Annotated in this window: 20 protein-coding genes; 14 read left to right on the top strand and 6 right to left on the bottom strand. The window is 62.9% G+C overall.

Annotation, left to right across the window (positions count from 1 at the left end; translation table 11 throughout):
• Positions 1 to 58 precede the first annotated feature (58 nt).
• From QME24_RS09505 to QME24_RS09495, 3 genes are all read right to left on the bottom strand, one after another.
• Positions 59 to 2,119 (bottom strand): PhoX family phosphatase, encoded by a 2,061-nt coding sequence (locus QME24_RS09505; protein WP_029885512.1) that lies wholly within the window; start codon positions 2,117 to 2,119, stop codon positions 59 to 61.
• Between the two features lie 143 nt (positions 2,120 to 2,262).
• Positions 2,263 to 2,817 (bottom strand): L,D-transpeptidase family protein, encoded by a 555-nt coding sequence (locus QME24_RS09500; RefSeq protein ID WP_029885511.1) that lies wholly within the window; start codon positions 2,815 to 2,817, stop codon positions 2,263 to 2,265.
• 22 nt (positions 2,818 to 2,839) lie between these two features.
• Positions 2,840 to 3,391: an NUDIX hydrolase gene (locus tag QME24_RS09495; RefSeq protein WP_029885510.1), complete on the bottom strand. Its 552-nt coding sequence runs from the start codon at positions 3,389 to 3,391 to the stop codon at positions 2,840 to 2,842.
• A gap of 124 nt (positions 3,392 to 3,515) precedes the next feature.
• On the opposite strand from QME24_RS09495, the gene QME24_RS09490 reads away from it, so the two are divergent.
• The 5 genes from QME24_RS09490 (at position 3,516) to purT (ending at position 6,800) form a co-directional block, all read left to right on the top strand.
• Complete coding sequence (locus tag QME24_RS09490) at positions 3,516 to 4,115, top strand: CoA pyrophosphatase (RefSeq protein ID WP_029885509.1); 600 nt, start codon at positions 3,516 to 3,518, stop codon at positions 4,113 to 4,115.
• Positions 4,116 to 4,160: 45 nt separating this feature from the next.
• On the top strand, positions 4,161 to 4,685 hold the full coding sequence (locus tag QME24_RS09485) for a gamma carbonic anhydrase family protein (protein WP_029885508.1): 525 nt from the start codon (positions 4,161 to 4,163) through the stop codon (positions 4,683 to 4,685).
• Positions 4,678 to 4,872 carry a DUF1289 domain-containing protein gene (locus tag QME24_RS09480; RefSeq protein WP_029885507.1) on the top strand — a complete coding sequence of 65 codons (195 nt, stop codon included), beginning with the start codon at positions 4,678 to 4,680 and terminating at the stop codon, positions 4,870 to 4,872. The genes QME24_RS09485 and QME24_RS09480 overlap by 8 nt, the downstream gene beginning before the upstream one ends.
• A gap of 202 nt (positions 4,873 to 5,074) precedes the next feature.
• A complete protein-coding gene (locus QME24_RS09475) occupies positions 5,075 to 5,542 on the top strand; it encodes a VUT family protein (protein ID WP_047150237.1) in 468 nt (155 codons plus the stop codon).
• Positions 5,543 to 5,618: 76 nt separating this feature from the next.
• A complete protein-coding gene (gene purT / locus QME24_RS09470; RefSeq protein ID WP_009683437.1) occupies positions 5,619 to 6,800 on the top strand; it encodes a formate-dependent phosphoribosylglycinamide formyltransferase in 1,182 nt (393 codons plus the stop codon).
• 113 nt (positions 6,801 to 6,913) lie between these two features.
• Here the strand turns inward: purT and QME24_RS09465 are convergent, their stop codons facing one another.
• The 3 genes from QME24_RS09465 to QME24_RS09455 form a co-directional block, all read right to left on the bottom strand.
• A complete protein-coding gene (locus tag QME24_RS09465) occupies positions 6,914 to 8,212 on the bottom strand; it encodes an MFS transporter (RefSeq protein WP_029885505.1) in 1,299 nt (432 codons plus the stop codon).
• Between the two features lie 273 nt (positions 8,213 to 8,485).
• A complete protein-coding gene (locus tag QME24_RS09460; protein ID WP_009683439.1) occupies positions 8,486 to 9,691 on the bottom strand; it encodes a transporter associated domain-containing protein in 1,206 nt (401 codons plus the stop codon).
• Positions 9,692 to 9,700: 9 nt separating this feature from the next.
• Positions 9,701 to 10,510, bottom strand: coding sequence for an inner membrane protein YpjD (locus tag QME24_RS09455; RefSeq protein ID WP_009683440.1), 810 nt, complete (start codon positions 10,508 to 10,510; stop codon positions 9,701 to 9,703).
• Positions 10,511 to 10,953: 443 nt separating this feature from the next.
• On the opposite strand from QME24_RS09455, the gene ffh reads away from it, so the two are divergent.
• The 9 genes from ffh (at position 10,954) to QME24_RS09410 (ending at position 18,374) form a co-directional block, all read left to right on the top strand.
• Positions 10,954 to 12,330: a signal recognition particle protein gene (ffh, locus tag QME24_RS09450; RefSeq protein ID WP_029888036.1), complete on the top strand. Its 1,377-nt coding sequence runs from the start codon at positions 10,954 to 10,956 to the stop codon at positions 12,328 to 12,330.
• A gap of 247 nt (positions 12,331 to 12,577) precedes the next feature.
• Positions 12,578 to 12,829 (top strand): 30S ribosomal protein S16, encoded by a 252-nt coding sequence (gene rpsP / locus QME24_RS09445; RefSeq protein WP_008094480.1) that lies wholly within the window; start codon positions 12,578 to 12,580, stop codon positions 12,827 to 12,829.
• Positions 12,830 to 12,834: 5 nt separating this feature from the next.
• A complete protein-coding gene (gene rimM, locus QME24_RS09440) occupies positions 12,835 to 13,371 on the top strand; it encodes a ribosome maturation factor RimM (RefSeq protein WP_009683442.1) in 537 nt (178 codons plus the stop codon).
• A gap of 3 nt (positions 13,372 to 13,374) precedes the next feature.
• Positions 13,375 to 14,127, top strand: a complete 753-nt coding sequence (gene trmD, locus QME24_RS09435; RefSeq protein ID WP_003252146.1) for a tRNA (guanosine(37)-N1)-methyltransferase TrmD — start codon at positions 13,375 to 13,377, stop codon at positions 14,125 to 14,127.
• Positions 14,128 to 14,169: 42 nt separating this feature from the next.
• Entirely contained in the window at positions 14,170 to 14,520 is a 351-nt protein-coding gene (gene rplS, locus QME24_RS09430) for a 50S ribosomal protein L19 (protein ID WP_003252148.1), read from the top strand.
• A gap of 95 nt (positions 14,521 to 14,615) precedes the next feature.
• Complete coding sequence (locus QME24_RS09425; protein WP_009683444.1) at positions 14,616 to 15,023, top strand: acyl-CoA thioesterase; 408 nt, start codon at positions 14,616 to 14,618, stop codon at positions 15,021 to 15,023.
• A 171-nt stretch (positions 15,024 to 15,194) separates the two neighbouring features.
• Positions 15,195 to 16,091: a site-specific tyrosine recombinase XerD gene (xerD, locus tag QME24_RS09420; RefSeq protein ID WP_029888037.1), complete on the top strand. Its 897-nt coding sequence runs from the start codon at positions 15,195 to 15,197 to the stop codon at positions 16,089 to 16,091.
• 152 nt (positions 16,092 to 16,243) lie between these two features.
• Complete coding sequence (locus QME24_RS09415; RefSeq protein ID WP_029888038.1) at positions 16,244 to 16,987, top strand: DsbC family protein; 744 nt, start codon at positions 16,244 to 16,246, stop codon at positions 16,985 to 16,987.
• Positions 16,988 to 17,069: 82 nt separating this feature from the next.
• Positions 17,070 to 18,374, top strand: a complete 1,305-nt coding sequence (locus QME24_RS09410) for a homoserine dehydrogenase (RefSeq protein WP_009683447.1) — start codon at positions 17,070 to 17,072, stop codon at positions 18,372 to 18,374.
• Positions 18,375 to 18,500 lie beyond the last annotated feature (126 nt).

Raw genomic sequence — 18,500 nt, 5'->3', positions numbered from 1 at the left:
GGGCGTGCCCGCGAACAGGCCAGTAAAGCCAGCACAAGGCCGGCTGTACCACACCGGATCAGACGGTGCCGATCTCCCCGCCATCAACCCGCTGAATCACCACCGTCGCAGCCCGCGGCCTTACCTTGGTACCCGCTGGCGTCACGTCCGTAGCGTTGTCGGTGCATGGCCAGTTCCCTGGGTGCTGAATGTTGACGAACAGCGTCTTGTTGTCCGGGGTAAAGGTAATCCCGGTCACTTCGCAGCCATTCGGGCCAACGAAGAAGCGCCGCAGGTCCACCTGGTTCTGCGCGTTCACCGGCACCTGTTTGCCGCCGGCGTCCACCAGATTAGTGGGGATCACCGCCAGTAGCTGGTCGTTGGTGTAGTCGGTGACAGTGCTTTCGCCGTTGTCGGTCTCGAACCACAGCACGCCACGGCTATCGAAGCTCATGCCATCCGGGCTGGCGAACTGGTTCAGTTCGGTGAGGCCGGAACGGTTGATGTCGGCGGTGCCGGCAGCGTTGGCGCCAAACACGAAGATGTCCCAGGCGAAGCTCAACTGGTCGTCGCTGTCGTGCCAGCGGATGATATGGCCATGGCGGTTCGGCCCGCGCGGGTTGGCGGCATCGGCTTTTTCCGGGGTGCGCGCACTGTTGTTGGTCAGTGTCAGGTACACGTCGCCGTTCAGCGGGTTGACCGTGGTCCACTCCGGGCGGTCCATTGGCGTTGCGCCCACGGCATCGCCGGCACCCCGGGTGTTGAGCAGGATGCCCGGCAGGTCACCGTACAGCGCGCCCAAGGTGCCGCCGCCAGTGGTGGGGGTAGTCACGTCCAGCAGCAGCCAGACACCGGTACCGTCGGCATTGAAGCGGGCGACATACAGCTTGCCCTGGTCCAGGTACTTGGCACCAGTGGCCAGTCGGTCGGCCGGGTTGGCATCGGCGGCATCCCACACGGCGCTGGACACCCACTTGTACACGTATTCGTTGTTGGAGTCGTCACCCATGTACCACACCAGTGGCTTGCCCGGCACCGGCAGGCCCGGGGCGCAGCCTTCGTGGCGGAAGCGGCCCAGTGCGGTACGTTTGGTGGCGAGGGTGCTGCTGTCGTAGGGGTCGATCTCGACGATGTAGCCGTAGGTGCTGGCTTCGTTGCGGTAGTCGTCGGTGGCGCTGGCGCCCTTGGCGGTCACGTCGAAACGGGCGAACTCGTCGGCTTCCTCGCTGGCGTCGCCGGCGGCACTTTCCCATTTGAACTGGCCGCTGGAGGTGCCCACGCCAATGCGCTGCTGGTCTTCAGGGCGGGTGCCCTTGTTGACGAAAATGCCCGGCCAGTTTTCTTCACAGGTGAGGTAGGTGCCCCAAGGCGTATAGCCGTTGCCGCAGTTGTTGTTGGTGCCTCGGCAGTGGGTGCCGGCGGGGGAGTACTTGGTCTTGACGTGTTCGGTGCCACGCAGCGGGCCGCTGATGGCCATGCGCGATGCGGTGGTGAAGCGGCGGTTGAGCGGGTCGTTGTCGACCACCTGCCAGCGGCCATCGGTTTTCTGCAAGCGCACCACGCCAGCGCCGTGGGCGTTGATTTCCTTGCGCACTTCTTCGGCCGGGCGTTTCCCATTGATAGCGGTCGTTGGGCCGGCCGGGTGCAGGGCGGCGGTGTCGATGTACTCGAAGTTGATCGCCAGCAGGCCGTCTTCGGAGCTGCCGTTGATGGGGAAGAAATGCATGCCGTCATGGTGCATGCCCATGGCGTTGGCTTGATCGGTCGAGGTGTTGCTGCCATCGGCTCGCCACGGTTTGGCGTTGCTGTTCAGCGGCGTACCCCATGGGGCGAGCACGTAGGCGCTATAGCCGGCGGCCACTGCGCAGGCGTCGGTGCGCGACCCCGGGATGGATTGGAAACCCAGGGCCAGTTTCGGTTTTTTCGGCTCGGTAACGGGCGGCTGGGTAACCGGGTCATCGTTGGCGGAGCCGCCGCTGTCGAAGCAGCCTGCCAGGCCTGTACCGGCGATCATGGCGATGGCAGCGCCCAGGCTGCCGCGCATCACACTGCGGCGGCTGAGGTAGACGTCCATGACGGAGGCCATCGGCGGGTTGCCGCTGTGGTTCCGGTCCAGATTGTCGCCGGTATCTCGACTCATCAGAGTGTCCTTGTATTCGCTGGGTTGAAACAAACCGCGACTGTAAGGCGCAAATATGATGATTCGTTGGCAGAAATGTTAACGAGCTTTTAAAGCAACCGGCTCCCGGCATTGCCTGGCCTGCGTGGCTGCGCTGGTAAGGCTCAGGGCCGGATTTCGATCAACGTCCCATCGCGTACCAGGTTCCACACCTCCTGCATGTCACGGTTACGCATGGCAATGCAGCCATCGGTCCAGTCCAGGGTGTGGAAGTACCATTCCGGGTATTCATCGTTGATCGGTGTGCCGTGGATCATGATCATGCTGCCGGCACTCACCCCTTCACGGGTTGCGCGGGCGGCATCGTTGCTGTTCGGGTAATTGATGTGCATGGCCAGGTTGAAGCGATCGCTCTGCTTGCGCCAGTCCAGCCAGTACAGGCCCTCTGGGGTCTTCTTGTCGCCCTCGCGCTGCTTGGCGCCCTTGGGCTGCTTGCCCAGGGAAATGCGGTAGGTCTTCAGCGGCTCGCCACGGCTGATCAATTGCAGGCGCCGCTCGGACTTGATCACCAGCACCTTATCGATCAGCGGTTGCATCGCCTGCTGCGAGGACGACGGGGATGGCGCGGCCTGCACAGGCTTGCGAATGATGGTCTCGGTAAATGCCGCCTGGGACACCGAGGTAACGCAAAGGCAGAAAATGGCAAGCAACCAGCGCATGTAACGGTATCCCTGAAGGCGTCTAGGTATTGGGTGAAACGAGCATCGGCGGCAGGTATTCATGGCCTATGGGGTAGTGCGCCCCGATGCGGTCGCGATAGTAGCATTCTAGTGTGCGCGTGACCGTGCGGAAAGCCAGCTCACCCCAGGGAATCTCGTGTTCCTCGAACAGCCGCACCTCCAGGCTCTCGACGCCGACAGCGAAATCAAGGTCCGCCAGTTCGGCGCGGAAGAACACATGCACCTGGTTGATGTGCGGCAGGTCGAACAGCTGGTACAGGCTGGTCGCGCCGACCCGGGCGCAGGCTTCCTCCACCGTTTCGCGACGGGCGGCCTGGTCGAGGGTTTCGCCGTTCTCCATGAAACCGGCGGGCAAGGTCCAGAAACCGCGGCGCGGCTCGATGGCGCGGCGGCACAGCAGCACTTGGCTGCCCCAGGTGGGCAGCACGCCGGCGACGACGTTGGGGTTCTGGTAGTGGATGGTCTGGCAAGCCTCGCAGACATACCGCAGGCGGCTGTCGCCTTCGGGGATCCGCAGGGTGACCGGGTGGCCGCACGCGCTGCAGTAGTTCATGGCACTATCCTTTATGTTCCGGGCTATCTTGGCGCGGCCGCAGGCGCGCCGCAAGCGCGGGGGCTTGGGTGCCACGCGGCTTTGGTGCATCATGCAAGGCAGGCCTTGGATACGAGCGTGCGCAATGCTGGACGAGCTACTTCGCCGAATGAGCAACCACCAACCCGCGTCACTGGAAACCGACCGGCGGTTCCCCGAAGCGGCGGTTCTTTTGCCCATTACCCGTAGCGAAGCGCCCGAACTGGTCTTGACCCTGCGCGCCCAGGGGCTGTCCACCCATGGCGGTGAAGTGGCTTTTCCCGGAGGCCGCCGCGACCCGGAAGACCCGGACCTGGTGTTCACCGCGCTGCGCGAAGCCGAAGAAGAAATTGGCTTGCCGCCGGGTCTGGTCGAGGTGATCGGCCCGCTGAGCCCGCTGATTTCACTGCATGGCCTGAAAGTGACACCATTCGTCGGCGTTATCCCCGACTTCGTCGAATACCGCGCCAACGACGCCGAGATCGCGGCAGTATTCACCGTGCCGCTGGAATTTTTCCGCCAGGACCCGCGTGACCATACCCACCGTATCGATTACCAGGGCCGCAGCTGGTATGTACCCAGCTATCGCTATGGCGAATACAAGATCTGGGGCTTGTCGGCGATCATGATCGTCGAACTGGTCAACCTGCTGTTCGATGCCGGCATCAGCTTGCACCAGCCCCCTGAGCGGTACATCGAAAACTGAGCGGGGCCAACCCCCGTCGTCTGCGTTCCAGCCTGAGGAGCAAGCATGAAGTACCGCCTGGGCGACCTGCGGGTCGAGAGCCACCCCACCAGTTGGGCAGCGCCTAACGCCACGCTGATCGGCAACGTGCGCCTGCAAGCCAATGCCAGTGTGTGGTTTGGCGCAGTGCTGCGCGGCGACAACGAACTGATCGACATCGGCGAAGACAGCAACGTGCAGGACGGTACGGTGATGCACACCGACATGGGGTCGCCGCTGACCTTGGGCAAGGGCGTGACCGTCGGTCACAATGCCATGCTGCATGGCTGCACGGTCGGTGACTACAGCCTGGTGGGCATCAATGCGGTGATCCTCAATGGCGCGCGTATTGGCAAGCATTGCATCATCGGCGCCAACGCGCTGATTCCCGAAGGCAAGGAAATTCCTGACGGTTCGCTGGTGATGGGGTCGCCGGGCAAGGTGGTGCGCGAGCTGACCGAGCAGCAGAAGCGCCTGCTGGAAGCCAGCGCCGCCCATTACGTGCACAATGCCCGGCGTTATGCGCGGGAGTTGGTAATTGACGATGAGTAATGTTGTGGAACGGCCGGTGGCCTCGCCCTGCGTGAGCATCTGTGCGCTGGACGAGCAGGACATCTGCACTGGCTGCCAGCGCAGCGTGGCCGAGATCGGCCGCTGGGGGCGGATGGACAATGACGAGCGCCGCGCGGTGCTCAAGCGTTGCCATGAACGGGCAGTAGAGGCTGGCCTCGTCCTCTAGTCTGATGCAGAGCCCTGTGGGAGCGGGCATGCCCGCGAAACCGCCACCGCGGTACATGGCACCGGCGCCGCCGGTGTTCGCGGGCACGCCCGCTCCTACAGGTACAGCATGAGCCTGGAGGGCTACGGATCATCTTTAGGAGCGGGTTTACCCGCGAACGGCTCGACGGTAATCTGTACGGCTTGCCCATAGATTACCCGCCATGTTCTATCTGCTTGCCTATATCAGCAGCGTAGTGCTGATCAACTACGCCTTCTCCAGTGCCCCGCACCTGGACGTCATCTGGTCCGCCTGGGGCGGCCTGGTGTTCATCCTGCGCGACATGGTGCAAACCCGCTTCGGCCACGGCGCCCTGGTCGCCATGCTGGTGGCGCTGGTGCTGTCGTATGTGACCTCTGAGCCGGCCATCGCCCTGGCCAGCGCCACCGCGTTCTTCATATCCGAACTGATCGACTGGCTGGTGTTCAGCGTCACCCGGCGGCCACTGCGTGACCGCCTGTGGTTGAGTTCGGCGTTGAGCATTCCGGTGGACACCTTCATCTTCTTCGGCATGATCGGTGCCTTGGCCCCGGCGGTGGTCGGCACGGCCATGGCCTCCAAGTTCACCGGCGTCACCGCGGTGTGGCTGGCCATGGCATTTCGCGCCCGGCGGGCTGCTGCGGCCAGCTGATGGTGTAGAATAGTGGTCCTTTTTCAGCGGGTCGCGCCAAGCCGGGTGCGGCCCCGGATGCCTTCGAGGACCTGAAATGACCCGTATCGGAACCCCCTTGTCGCCTACTGCGACCCGTGTATTGCTGTGCGGCTGTGGCGAGCTGGGCAAGGAAGTGGTGATCGAGCTGCAGCGCCTGGGCGTCGAAGTGATCGCCGTCGACCGCTATGCCAATGCCCCGGCCATGCAGGTTGCGCACCGCAGTCACGTGGTCAACATGCTCGATGGCGTGGCCTTGCGTGCCGTGATCGAGGCCGAGAAGCCGCACTACATCGTTCCGGAAATCGAAGCCATCGCCACCGCCACCCTGGTCGAGCTGGAAAACGAAGGCTTCAACGTGGTGCCCACCGCCCGCGCGACCCAGCTGACCATGAACCGCGAAGGTATCCGCCGCCTGGCCGCCGAAGAGCTGGAGCTGCCAACTTCGCCGTACCACTTCGCCGACACCTACGAAGACTTCGCCAAGGGTGTGGCCGATGTCGGCTACCCGTGCGTGGTCAAGCCGGTCATGAGCTCGTCGGGCAAGGGCCAGAGCCTGCTGCGCAGCGACGCCGACCTGCAGAAGGCCTGGGACTATGCCCAGGAAGGCGGCCGCGCCGGCAAGGGCCGGGTGATCGTCGAGGGCTTCATCGACTTCGACTACGAAATCACCCTGCTGACCGTGCGTCATGTAGGGGGCACCACCTTCCTCGAACCGGTCGGCCACCGCCAGGAGAAGGGTGACTACCAGGAGTCCTGGCAGCCCCAGGCCATGAGCGAGAAAGCGCTTGCCGAGTCGCAACGTGTGGCCAAGGCGGTCACCGATGCGCTGGGTGGCCGGGGCCTGTTTGGCGTGGAACTGTTCGTGAAAGGCGACCAGGTGTGGTTCAGCGAAGTCTCGCCGCGCCCGCATGACACCGGCCTTGTGACCCTGATTTCCCAGGACCTGTCGCAGTTCGCCCTGCATGCCCGCGCCATTCTCGGGCTGCCGATTCCGGTGGTGCGCCAGTTCGGCCCTTCGGCCTCGGCGGTGATCTTGCCGCAGGGGCAGTCGCAGCAGACCAGCTTCGCCAACCTGGGTGCAGCCTTGAGCGAGCCGGATACTGCCATCCGCCTGTTCGGCAAGCCGGAAATCAACGGTACCCGCCGCATGGGTGTGTGCCTGGCGCGCGACGAGTCGGTTGAAGCGGCGCGGGCCAAGGCGACCCGCGCTTCGCAGGCGGTCAAGGTCGAGTTCTAAGCTGGAAGCTTCAAGCTTCAAGCTTCAAGCTTCAAGCTTCAAGCTGCAAGCTGCAAGAGAATGCGCGTCGCTTGTAGCTTGCAGCTTGTAGCTTGTAGCTTGTAGCTTGAGACTCACAGCTGTGTATTGCGGGTCTCTTTCAGGCACAGCACAGCGATCAAGCTGATCACTGCGGCTGCCGACACATAGCCCCCCACCCAGCTCAAACCGCCCATGCTCACCAGCTTCTGGGCGAAGAACGGGGCCGCCGAGGCGCCGACAATCCCACCCAGGTTATACGCCGCCGAAGCGCCGGTGTATCGCACATGGGTTGGGAACAGCTCCGGTAGCAAAGCCCCCATCGGTGCAAAGGTCACGCCCATCAGGAACAGCTCGATGGCCAGGAACAGTGCCACGCCGGCGGTAGAGCCCGAGGTCAGCAAAGGCTCCATGGTAAAGCCCGACGCCACCGCCAGCAGGCCGCCGACGATCAGCACTGGCTTGCGCCCGTAGCGGTCGCTGAGCCAGGCCGACAGCGGCGTCGCCAGCGCCATGAATACCACGGCAAAGCACAGCAGGCCGAGGAACGTCTCCCGGCTGTACCCCAGCGTGGTCACACCGTAGCTCAGCGAGAACACGGTGGAGATATAGAACAGCGCATAGCACACCACCATGGCGGCAGCGCCCAGCAGGGTAGGGCGCCAGTGCCTGGCGAACAGGTCGACCACCGGCATTTTCACCCGCTCATGGCGGGCAACAGCCTTGGCGAACACGGGGCTTTCCTCCAGCTTCAGGCGCACATAAAGGCCTACCAGCACCAGGGCGGCGCTGAGCAGGAACGGGATACGCCAGCCCCATTCACGGAACTGCTCGTCGCTCAGGGTCAGGGCCAAGGTCAGGAACAGGCCGTTGGCCGCCAGGAAGCCGATCGATGGCCCCAATTGCGGGAACATGCCGAACCAGGCGCGCTTGCCCTCCGGGGCGTTTTCGGTGGCCAGCAGTGCCGCGCCGCCCCATTCGCCGCCCAAGCCCAGGCCTTGGCCAAAGCGCAGCAGGCAGAGGATGATCGGTGCCCATACACCGATGCTGTCATAGCCTGGCAGCACGCCGATGGCCGTGGTGGACACACCCATCAGCAGCAACGAGGCGACCAGGGTCGATTTACGGCCGATGCGGTCACCAAAATGGCCGAACAGTGCCGAGCCCAGCGGCCGGGCAAGAAACGCAATGCCAAAGGTCAGGAAGGCCGCCAGCATCTGTGCGGTGCCCGAGCCGGAGGGGAAAAACACCGGCCCGATGACCAGGGCGGCGGCCGTGGCGTAAACGTAGAAGTCGTAGAACTCGATGGCGGTGCCAATGAAACTGGCAGTGGCTACCCGCGCGGGCGAGTTGACCGGCGCCGCAGGGGCTTGGGCATAGGTGCTGCTTGTCATTAAGTAGGTCCCTAACAGTCTGGTCCGGCTCCGTGGGCTTGGTCCACGACGGGTGCGCTGCAGAGGCAGGCACGGCGGCGCGGGCGCCGGAGCGTTTTGTTGTTGTGTGCGCCCGACTGACGATAGCCCAAGGGGGATAGGGGCGGGGGCGGGCACTGTTCAGGGTGTGGAAGCAGGACCGCGGGGCGTGTCAGTGGGGCGGACTGGCCGTGAAACGCCGGGTGCGGGTAGCAGGCGTGGCGGCGGGGCTGGGTAAGCGTGGGGCGAGTATAGCTAGCGCGCCAGGGTCCACACCAGTACCTTGCTGGCACAATTGTCCTCGGTTTCGAGGATCTCCAGGCGATAGCGGCCGATCTTCAGGCAAACGGCACTTTCGGGAATGCTTTCCAGTGCTTCGGTCACCAGGCCGTTCAGGGTTTTCGGCCCGCCGTCGCAGGGCAGGTGCCAGCCCAGGCTGCGGTTGATTTCACGCAGGGAGGCAGTGCCATCGATGACGAATGTGCCATCGGGCTGCGGATGCACGTGCGGGTTTTCCAGGCTCTGTTCGTCTTCGAACTCGCCGACGATTTCTTCGAGAATGTCTTCCAGGGTGACGATACCCAGCACTTCGCCATACTCGTCCACCACCACACCCAGGCGCCGTTGCTGTTTGTGGAAGTTCAGCAGTTGCATTTGCAGCGGTGTGCTTTCGGGCACGAAATACGGCTCGTAGCAGGCCCCGTGCAGCGCCTCCAGGGTCAACTCGGCCTTGGGCAGCAAATGGCTGATCAGCTTGGTGTTGAGGATCGCCTCCACCTGGTTGATGTCGTTGTGGTACACCGGCAGGCGGGTGTGGCGGCTGACGATCAGCTGTTCGATGATGCGCTCGATCGGCTCGTCGAGGTTGATGCCGTCCACTTCGCTGCGCGGCACCAGGATGTCGTTGACGGTGACCTTGTCCAGCGCCTGCAGGCCGTCGAGCAGGCCGTGGCGGGGCGCTTCGTGGCGCTCGTCTTCATCCGGGTCGTCATCTTCCTGCGGGTGCAGGGGCACTGCCGCTGGTTGCGCGCGGAACGGGCGCAAGATCAGTTTGGCGCAGCCGTCGAGCAGGCAGGCGAACGGCTGCAGCAGCGTGAGCGGCGCTTTCAGCAGGCTTACGCCCAGGCTGGCCAGTGCTTGCGGGTTGCGCCGCGCCAGGCGCCGCGGCAGGAACTCGGCAAACACCAGCAAGGCCGCGGCAGCGGCCAGCCCGGCCAGCCAGAAACCGTGTTCGCCGTCGTAGCGCTGCCCGACCAGGCACGCCAGGCCCAGGACCAGCAGTTTGCCGAGGCTGGCGCACAGCACCAGCGCCTGGGCGGGCAACGCTGGCTGGCCATCATCGCCACTGCGTAGCGCGCCAGCCAGTTGCAGGCGCGCAACGTCCACAGCAGTGAACAGCGCTGCCCAGAGCAGCGCCAATGCCAGCGTGACCAGTAGCGGTGCGTACGGCAGGGTGTCCATGGGTGGCCGTCAGATATGCAGAATGAATTCGCGAACCAGCTTGCTGCCGAAATAGGCCAGCATCAGCAGGCAGAAACCGGCCAGCGTCCAGCGAATGGCCTTGTGGCCGCGCCAACCCAGGCGGGTTCGCCCCCACAGCAGCACGCTGAATACGACCCAGGCAACGCAGGCCAGCAAGGTTTTGTGCACCAGGTGCTGGGCGAACAGGTTTTCGAGGAACAGCCAGCCGGAGATCAGCGACAGCGACAGCAGGCACCAGCCGGCCCAGAGGAAGCCGAACAACAGGCTTTCCATGGTTTGCAGCGGCGGGAAGTTGCGGATCAGCCCGGACGGGTGCTTGTTCTTCAGCTGGCGGTCCTGCAGCAGCAGCAGCAGCGACTGGAACACGGCAATGGTGAACAGCCCATAGGCCAGGATCGACAACAGGATGTGCGCAAGAATGCCCGGCTCCTCGTCGATCAGTGGCACCGTGCCGGGTGGCGCGAACTGCGCCAGCAAGGCCGTTACCGCGCCCAGCGGGAACAGCAGCACCAGCAGGTTTTCCACCGGTATGCGCAGGCAGGCGAGCAGGGTCAGGGCAATCACTGCCACGGCAATCAGGCTGGCTGCGCTGAAGAAGTCCAGGCTCAGGCCCAGTGGGGTGATCAACTGGAAGAACAGTGCGCCGGCCTGGGCCAGCACCGCAACGGCACCGAGCAGGCCGAGCAGGCGCTTGTCGGCCTTGCGGCCCTGGGCGAGGTATGAGCCCTGGTAGATGGCCGCTGCTATATAAAGGCCGGCGGCGATCAGGTTGGGGATGAGGCTGGGTGAGGAGAACATAAGTCCTGATTGGCGAGCCTTAAAGAGACGGAGTTTGGCATAGTGAGCTGCAAGCTGGAAGCTGCAAGCCTGAAGCGGGGGCTTTAAGCGGCAAGCTTCAAGCGGCAAGCTTCAAGAAAAAGCAGCCATCCCGCGCATCGGCTCTTGCTTGTAGCTTTTAGCTTTTAGCTTTTAGCTTTTAGCTTTTAGCTTTTAGCTTTTAGCTTTTAGCTTTTAGCTTGTAGCTTGTAGCTTGTAGCTTGTAGCTTGTAGCTTGTAGCTTGTAGCTTGTAGCTTGTAGCTTGCCGCTTGTAGCTTGCCGCTTGCCGCTTGCCGCTCGGAAGCCAAGGTGGGCGCCGCCGCCGCACTTCGCTATAATCGCCGCCTTGCTGTGCCTGGCGGGTATGTTTTTCCCTGCAGGCGCCTGACAAACCTCGGCTTTTACTGGGCCTGAAAGGATCACCATGTTCGAAAACCTGACCGACCGCCTGTCACAGACGCTGCGCCACGTCACCGGCAAGGCCAAGCTGACTGAAGACAACATCAAGGACACGCTGCGCGAAGTGCGCATGGCCCTGCTCGAGGCCGACGTCGCCCTGCCGGTGGTCAAGGATTTCGTCAGCAGCGTCAAGGATCGTGCGGTCGGCACCGAAGTGTCGCGCAGCCTCACTCCGGGCCAGGCGTTCGTCAAGATCGTGCAGGCCGAGCTGGAAAGCCTCATGGGCGCGGCCAACGAAGACCTTGCGCTCAATGCCGCCCCGCCTGCCGTGGTACTGATGGCCGGCTTGCAGGGCGCCGGCAAGACCACCACCGCTGGCAAGCTGGCGCGCTTCCTCAAGGAGCGCAAGAAAAAGAGCGTGATGGTGGTGTCCGCCGACGTCTATCGCCCGGCGGCGATCAAGCAGCTGGAAACCCTGGCCAACGACATCGGTGTCACCTTCTTCCCGTCCGACATCAGCCAGAAGCCGGTGGCCATTGCCGAAGCGGCCATCCGCGAAGCCAAGCTCAAGTTCATCGACGTGGTCATCGTCGACACCGCCGGCCGCCTGCACATCGATGCCGACATGATGGCCGAGATCAAGGCGCTGCACGCTGCGGTCAAGCCGATCGAAACCCTGTTCGTGGTCGACGCCATGACCGGCCAGGACGCCGCCAACACCGCCAAGGCCTTTGGCGAGGCGCTGCCGCTGACCGGCGTGGTATTGACCAAGGTCGACGGTGACGCCCGTGGCGGTGCTGCGCTGTCGGTGCGTGCCATTACCGGCAAGCCGATCAAGTTCATCGGTATGGGTGAAAAAACCGAGGCTCTCGAGCCGTTCCACCCCGACCGCGTGGCCTCGCGCATCCTGGGCATGGGCGATGTGCTCAGCCTGATCGAGCAGGCCGAGCAGACCATCGACAAGGCCAAGGCCGACAAGCTCGCCAAGAAGCTGAAGAAGGGCAAGGGCTTCGACCTCGAAGACTTCCGCGACCAGCTGCAGCAAATGAAGAACATGGGCGGCCTGGGTGGCCTGATGGACAAGCTGCCGAGCATCGGCGGGGTCAACCTGTCGCAGATGGGCAACGCCCAGGGCGCGGCCGAGAAGCAGTTCAAGCAGATGGAAGCGATCATCAACTCCATGACCCCGGCCGAGCGCCGCGACCCTGACCTGATCAGCGGTTCGCGCAAGCGCCGTATCGCCCTGGGTTCCGGTACCCAGGTGCAGGACATCGGCCGGCTGATCAAGCAGCACAAGCAGATGCAGAAGATGATGAAGAAGTTCTCTGCCAAGGGCGGCATGGCCAAGATGATGCGCGGCCTGGGCGGTATGCTCCCGGGCGGCGGCATGCCCAAGCTGTAACACGTATTCCGAGTGCCTGCCTTTCGTCGGGCAGGCACCCAGAACCCCCGCCACGGCGGGGCAACGGCCGCGAATTTCGCGGCGCAACCGGCAAATCTGGACGGCGGGGCGGTGCCTTGCCGAAAAAGTCATTTGCAAATGTCCGTGTATTCCCCGAGAATATGCGGCCTTTTGGGCACCCGTGTGCCTATTTGGCATTCAGATTTGCAGTAAAAACTGCAACACCGACTATAGGAACGATGTTCACATGGTAACCATTCGTCTGGCCCGTGGCGGCTCGAAAAAGCGCCCATTCTACCACCTGACCGTGACCAACTCGCGTAACGCCCGTGACGGCCGTTTCGTTGAGCGCGTTGGCTTCTTCAACCCGATCGCATCGGGCGCCGAAGTCAAGCTGTCGGTCAACCAAGAGCGCGTCACCTACTGGCTGAGCCAGGGCGCACAGCCGTCTGAGCGCGTTGCTCAGCTGCTGAAGGACGCTGCCAAGGCCGCTGCCTGAAACGTATGAACGCGACGCCAGAAAAGGCTGACGACCTCATCGTCGTTGGCAAGATTTTTTCGGTTCACGGCGTTCGCGGCGAGGTGAAGGTGTATTCCTTTACCGATCCGATTGAAAACCTGTTGGATTATCCGCGCTGGACGCTTCGGCACGAAGGCAAGGTAAAGCAGGTCGAGCTGGTCAGCGGTCGTGGCTCCCAAAAGGGCCTGGTCGTGAAACTGAAAGGCCTCGATGATCGTGATGAAGCCCGGCTTCTGAGCGGTTACGAAATCTGCATTGCGCGGAGCCTTTTGCCCAACCTGGCTGCCGACGAGTACTACTGGTACCAGTTGGTGGGTCTGAAGGTCATCAACCAGGACGAACACCTGTTCGGCAAGGTCGATCACCTGTTGGAGACTGGCGCGAACGATGTAATGGTGGTCAAGCCCTGTGCGGGCAGCCTGGATGATCGCGAGCGGCTGTTGCCCTATACGGAGCAATGCGTGCTGGCAATCGACCTGGAAGCAGGCACGATGCGGGTTGAGTGGGACGCGGATTTCTAAACGATGGGTAACCTTCGCGTAGATGTCATCACGTTGTTCCCCGAGATGTTCTCGGCCATCACGGAGTACGGCATTACCAGCCGCGCGGTGAAACAAGGGTTGCTTCAGGTGACTTGCTGGAACCCGCGGGACTACACCACAGATCGTCACCACACGGTAGATGATCGGCCGTTTGGCGGTGGTCCGGGCATGGTGATGAAAATCAAGCCTCTGGAAGATGCACTGGTTAGCGCCAGGCAGGCAACCGGAGCTGCGGCGAAGGTGATCTACCTTTCGCCACAAGGCCGCAAGCTGACTCAGCAAGCGGTCAAAGGCCTGGCCGAACAGGAGTCGTTGATCCTGATCGCCGGTCGTTATGAGGGCATCGACGAGCGCTTTATCGAGGCTCATGTCGATGAGGAGTGGTCGATTGGTGACTATGTGCTTTCCGGTGGCGAGCTGCCGGCCATGGTACTGATCGATGCGGTTACGCGGCTGCTGCCCGGAGCTTTAGGGCATGTGGACTCGGCGGAAGAGGATTCCTTTACCGACGGTCTGCTTGATTGCCCGCACTACACCCGGCCTGAGGTGTATGCGGATCAGCGTGTTCCCGACGTGTTGCTAAGTGGCAACCATGCACACATCCGGCGTTGGAGGATGAAGCAGTCCCTTGGTAGGACCTTCGAACGACGCGCCGATCTTCTGGAAAGTCGCTCGCTTTCTGGAGAAGAGAAGAAGCTGCTCGAGGAATATCTCCGCGAGCGGGACGATAGTTAAACGTATCGATGGTGGATCGCGTATCCATCTTAGGAGCACAGCATGACCAACAAGATCATCCAGCAGCTCGAAGCCGAGCAGATGAGCAAGGAAATCCCGACCTTCGCACCAGGCGACACCGTTGTCGTTCAGGTTAAAGTGAAGGAAGGTGAGCGTTCCCGTCTGCAGGCGTTCGAAGGCGTCGTTATCGCCAAGCGTAACCGCGGTCTGAACAGCGCCTTCACCGTGCGCAAGATCTCCAGCGGCGTTGGCGTAGAGCGTACCTTCCAGACCTACAGCCCGCAAATCGACAGCCTGGCGGTGAAACGTCGTGGTGACGTGCGTAAAGCCAAGCTGTACTACCTGCGCGACCTGTCCGGCAAAGCCGCTCGCATCAAGGAAAAACTGTCCTGAGTACAGTTTGCCTGGTGGCCGAGGCCGCCTAGCGAGAGAAAAGCAGCCTTCGGGCTGCTTTTTTGCTTTTTCAACCTTCAGAAGATCGAATTGCGATGACTACCCGAGACCAGGAAATTCAGCGCCGCACCGAACTGTCGGTTACCCGCGTGACCAAGGCGGTGTTCCCCAACACCACCAACCACCACAACACCCTGTTCGGCGGTACTGCGCTGGCCTGGATGGACGAGGTGTCGTTCATCGCTGCCACGCGCTTCTGCCGCCTGCCGCTGGTGACCGTGTCCACCGACCGCATCGACTTCAAGCACCCGATCCCGGCGGGCTCGATCGTCGAGTTGGTGGGCACGGTGATCAAGGTCGGCAACACCAGTTTGCAGGTGCAAGTGGATGTGTTCGTAGAAAACATGTACCTGGACGGCCGTGAGCGTGCAATCCATGGGGTGTTCAGCTTTGTCGCCATCGACGAGGACAAGCGCCCGGTGCCGGTTTTGCCCCAGGCCTGAGTTCTTCTGCACTGGCCCTTTCGCCTGCGCGCTCGCTTCTACAAGCCATGCAAAGCATTCAAAGCCTGTGCAGGCCCTGTGGGAGCGGGCGTGCCCGCGAAGAGGCCGGTACAGACAACCCCCAGGCTGCTGTGAAACACTAGCCCCATCTCCAACACTCAGCAGCCCTGAATGCCCGCCCTAGACCACCCCCTGATCGACCAGTTCCTCGACGCCCTGTGGCTCGAGAAAGGCCTGTCCGACAACACCCGCGTGTCCTACCGCAGTGACCTGGCCCTGTTCAACGGCTGGCTGCATGAGCGCTCCGTGGCGCTGCCCGACGCTGGCCGCGACCTGATCCTCGACCACCTGGCCTGGCGCCTGGAGCAGGGCTACAAGCCGCGTTCCACGGCACGTTTCATCTCCGGCCTGCGCGGCTTCTTCCGTTACCTGTTGCGGGAAAAGCTGGTGGCCATCGACCCGACCTTGCAGGTCGACATGCCGCAACTGGGCAAGCCTTTACCCAAGTCGCTGTCCGAAGCGGACGTCGAAGCCCTGCTGCAGGCCCCGGACCTGGGCGAGGCCATCGGCCAGCGTGATCGCGCCATGCTCGAAGTGCTGTACGCCTGTGGTCTGCGCGTCACCGAACTGGTCAGCCTGGCCCTCGACCAGGTCAACCTGCGCCAGGGCGTGCTGCGGGTCATGGGCAAAGGCAGCAAAGAGCGCCTGGTTCCCATGGGCGAAGAAGCCGTGGTATGGCTGGAGCGCTACCTGCGCGGTGGCCGTGCCGAACTGCTCAATGGTCGCCCCAGTGATGTACTGTTCCCCAGCCTTCGCGGCGAGCAAATGACCCGCCAGACCTTCTGGCACCGCATCAAGCACCATGCCCGCGTGGCCGGTATCGACAAGCCGCTGTCCCCGCATACGCTGCGCCATGCCTTTGCCACCCATTTGCTCAACCATGGCGCCGACCTGCGCGTGGTGCAGATGCTGCTGGGCCACAGCGACTTGTCGACCACGCAGATCTACACCCATGTGGCCAAGGCTCGCCTGCAACAGTTGCACGCCCAGCACCACCCGCGTGGATGAATGTTTTTCATGTTCCGCCGACCGGTCCTTGCCAGGCCCTTCACCAGCAGCGTGATGTGGTAGGCTTGGGCGGTTTGCACCAAGGGCCGCACGCTCACCGCTCTTTTTCGCCGGTGGCGCCCTCCGGTCCCTGTCCGCCTTCAGGAGTTCCCATGCGCGTGACCCAGTTTTTCGCCGCCGCCGCGTTGGCGCTGGCCAGTACCTTTGCGCTTGCCGCGGCAACCGACAGCAATGCCGGTGCCGAGCAGGCCATCCGTAAATCACTGCAAAACCTCGAGCTGGAAGTACCCGTGGAAAGCGTGGCCAGCAGCCCGCTGAACGGCCTGTACGAAGTCAAGCTGCAGGGCGGCCGGGTGCTCTACGCCAGCGCCGATGGCCAGTTCGTGATGCAGGGTTATCTGTTCCAGATCCAGAACGGCAAGCCGGTCAACCTTACCGAAAAAACCGAACGCCAAGGCGTGGCCAAGCTCATCAACGGCATTCCAGCCGCCGAGATGGTGGTTTATCCTGCCAAGGGCGAAACCAAGTCGCATATCACCGTCTTTACCGACACCACCTGCCCGTACTGCCACAAGCTGCACGCCGAAGTGCCTGAACTGAACCGCCGCGGTATCGAAGTGCGCTATGTCGCCTTCCCGCGCCAGGGCCTCGGTTCGCCGGGTGACCAGCAGTTGCAGGCGGTGTGGTGCTCCAGCGACCGCCGCGCGGCGATGGACAAAATGGTCGAAGGCGAGGAAATCAAGGCGGCCAAGTGCGCCAACCCGGTCGGCAAGCAGTTCCAGCTGGGCCAGTCGATCGGTGTCAACGGCACGCCGGCCATCGTGCTGGAAAGCGGCCAGGTCATTCCGGGCTACCAGCCGGCGCCACAGGTCGCCAAGCTGGCACTGGCCAAGTAATCCAATTCAGTACGCCGTCGTCATGGGGTGACGGCATGTTTCACGGTCGGCAAGGTGCCGGCCGTTCAATGGGGAGTTCACAGTGAAACCGGTCAAAGTAGGCATCTGTGGGTTGGGGACCGTCGGTGGCGGAACCTTCAATGTACTTCAGCGCAACGCCGAGGAGATTGCCCGTCGTGCCGGGCGCGGTATTGAAGTGGCACAGATCGCCATGCGCTCGCAGAACCCGAACTGCCAGATTACCGGTACCCCCATTACCGCTGATGTGTTCGACGTTGCGAGCAACCCCGAGATCGACATCGTCATCGAGCTGATCGGCGGCTACACCATCGCCCGCGACCTGGTGCTCAAGGCCATCGAGAACGGCAAGCACGTGGTCACCGCCAACAAGGCGCTGATCGCCGTGCACGGCAACGAAATCTTTGCCAAGGCCCGCGAAAAAGGCGTGATCGTCGCCTTCGAAGCGGCCGTGGCCGGCGGCATTCCGGTGATCAAGGCCATCCGTGAAGGCCTGTCAGCCAACCGCATCAACTGGCTGGCCGGCATCATCAACGGTACCGGCAACTTCATCCTCACCGAAATGCGCGAGAAGGGCCGGGCCTTCCCCGATGTGCTGGCCGAAGCCCAGGCGCTGGGCTACGCCGAAGCCGACCCTACCTTCGACGTCGAAGGCATCGATGCTGCGCACAAGCTGACCATCCTCGCCTCCATCGCGTTCGGCATTCCGCTGCAGTTCGACAAGGCCTACACCGAAGGCATCACCCAGCTGACCACCGCTGACGTGAACTACGCCGAGGCCCTCGGCTACCGCATCAAGCACCTGGGCGTGGCCCGGCGCACTGCTGAAGGCATCGAGTTGCGCGTGCACCCGACCTTGATCCCCGCCGACCGCCTGATCGCCAACGTCAACGGCGTGATGAACGCCGTGATGGTCAACGGTGACGCCGCCGGTTCGACCCTGTACTACGGTGCCGGTGCCGGCATGGAGCCAACCGCCTCGTCGGTGGTTGGCGACCTGGTCGACGTGGTCCGTGCCATGACCTCCGACCCGGAAAACCGCGTACCGCACCTGGCCTTCCAGCCCGATTCGCTGTCGGCCCACCCGATCCTGCCGATCGAAGCCTGCGAGAGCGCCTACTACCTGCGTATCCAGGCCAAGGATCACCCAGGCGTGCTGGCCCAGGTGGCCAGCATCCTTTCCGAGCGTGGTATCAACATCGAGTCGATCATGCAGAAGGAAGCCGAGGAACAGGACGGCCTGGTACCGATGATCCTGGTCACCCACGGCGTGGTCGAGCAGCGCATCAATGATGCCATCGTCGCCCTGGAAGCCCTGCAGGACGTGGTCGGCAAGGTTGTGCGCATTCGCGTCGAGCAGCTCAATTAAGCGGCAAGCCTCAAGCTGCAAGGTGCAAGTGAAGGCAGTGCAGTTTTGAGGCTTCGAACAGAGTAAATTCGCGGGAACAGCGAGATGCAGAGCGCAAGGGCAAGGCCAGTCGGCTTTTCTTGTAGC

This window comes from Pseudomonas sp. PARCl1, assembly GCF_947311875.1.
In the GTDB taxonomy this organism is placed as follows: Bacteria; Pseudomonadota; Gammaproteobacteria; order Pseudomonadales; family Pseudomonadaceae; genus Aquipseudomonas; species Aquipseudomonas juntendi.
The sequence above is the reverse complement of the archived record's forward strand: the minus strand, read 5'-3'. Positions and strand labels throughout refer to the sequence as shown.

Coding starts and splice junctions, on each gene's coding strand:
- xerD (WP_029888037.1), top strand. CDS start 15,195: ATGCCCGCCCTAGACCACCCCCTGATCGACCAGTTCCTCGACGCCCTG.
- QME24_RS09465 (WP_029885505.1), bottom strand. CDS start 8,212: ATGACAAGCAGCACCTATGCCCAAGCCCCTGCGGCGCCGGTCAACTCG.
- QME24_RS09455 (WP_009683440.1), bottom strand. CDS start 10,510: ATGTTCTCCTCACCCAGCCTCATCCCCAACCTGATCGCCGCCGGCCTT.
- rimM (WP_009683442.1), top strand. CDS start 12,835: ATGAACGCGACGCCAGAAAAGGCTGACGACCTCATCGTCGTTGGCAAG.
- QME24_RS09415 (WP_029888038.1), top strand. CDS start 16,244: ATGCGCGTGACCCAGTTTTTCGCCGCCGCCGCGTTGGCGCTGGCCAGT.
- QME24_RS09490 (WP_029885509.1), top strand. CDS start 3,516: ATGCTGGACGAGCTACTTCGCCGAATGAGCAACCACCAACCCGCGTCA.
- QME24_RS09500 (WP_029885511.1), bottom strand. CDS start 2,817: ATGCGCTGGTTGCTTGCCATTTTCTGCCTTTGCGTTACCTCGGTGTCC.
- QME24_RS09425 (WP_009683444.1), top strand. CDS start 14,616: ATGACTACCCGAGACCAGGAAATTCAGCGCCGCACCGAACTGTCGGTT.
- rpsP (WP_008094480.1), top strand. CDS start 12,578: ATGGTAACCATTCGTCTGGCCCGTGGCGGCTCGAAAAAGCGCCCATTC.
- QME24_RS09485 (WP_029885508.1), top strand. CDS start 4,161: ATGAAGTACCGCCTGGGCGACCTGCGGGTCGAGAGCCACCCCACCAGT.
- ffh (WP_029888036.1), top strand. CDS start 10,954: ATGTTCGAAAACCTGACCGACCGCCTGTCACAGACGCTGCGCCACGTC.
- trmD (WP_003252146.1), top strand. CDS start 13,375: ATGGGTAACCTTCGCGTAGATGTCATCACGTTGTTCCCCGAGATGTTC.
- QME24_RS09495 (WP_029885510.1), bottom strand. CDS start 3,391: ATGAACTACTGCAGCGCGTGCGGCCACCCGGTCACCCTGCGGATCCCC.
- QME24_RS09480 (WP_029885507.1), top strand. CDS start 4,678: ATGAGTAATGTTGTGGAACGGCCGGTGGCCTCGCCCTGCGTGAGCATC.
- rplS (WP_003252148.1), top strand. CDS start 14,170: ATGACCAACAAGATCATCCAGCAGCTCGAAGCCGAGCAGATGAGCAAG.
- purT (WP_009683437.1), top strand. CDS start 5,619: ATGACCCGTATCGGAACCCCCTTGTCGCCTACTGCGACCCGTGTATTG.
- QME24_RS09475 (WP_047150237.1), top strand. CDS start 5,075: ATGTTCTATCTGCTTGCCTATATCAGCAGCGTAGTGCTGATCAACTAC.
- QME24_RS09460 (WP_009683439.1), bottom strand. CDS start 9,691: ATGGACACCCTGCCGTACGCACCGCTACTGGTCACGCTGGCATTGGCG.
- QME24_RS09505 (WP_029885512.1), bottom strand. CDS start 2,119: ATGAGTCGAGATACCGGCGACAATCTGGACCGGAACCACAGCGGCAAC.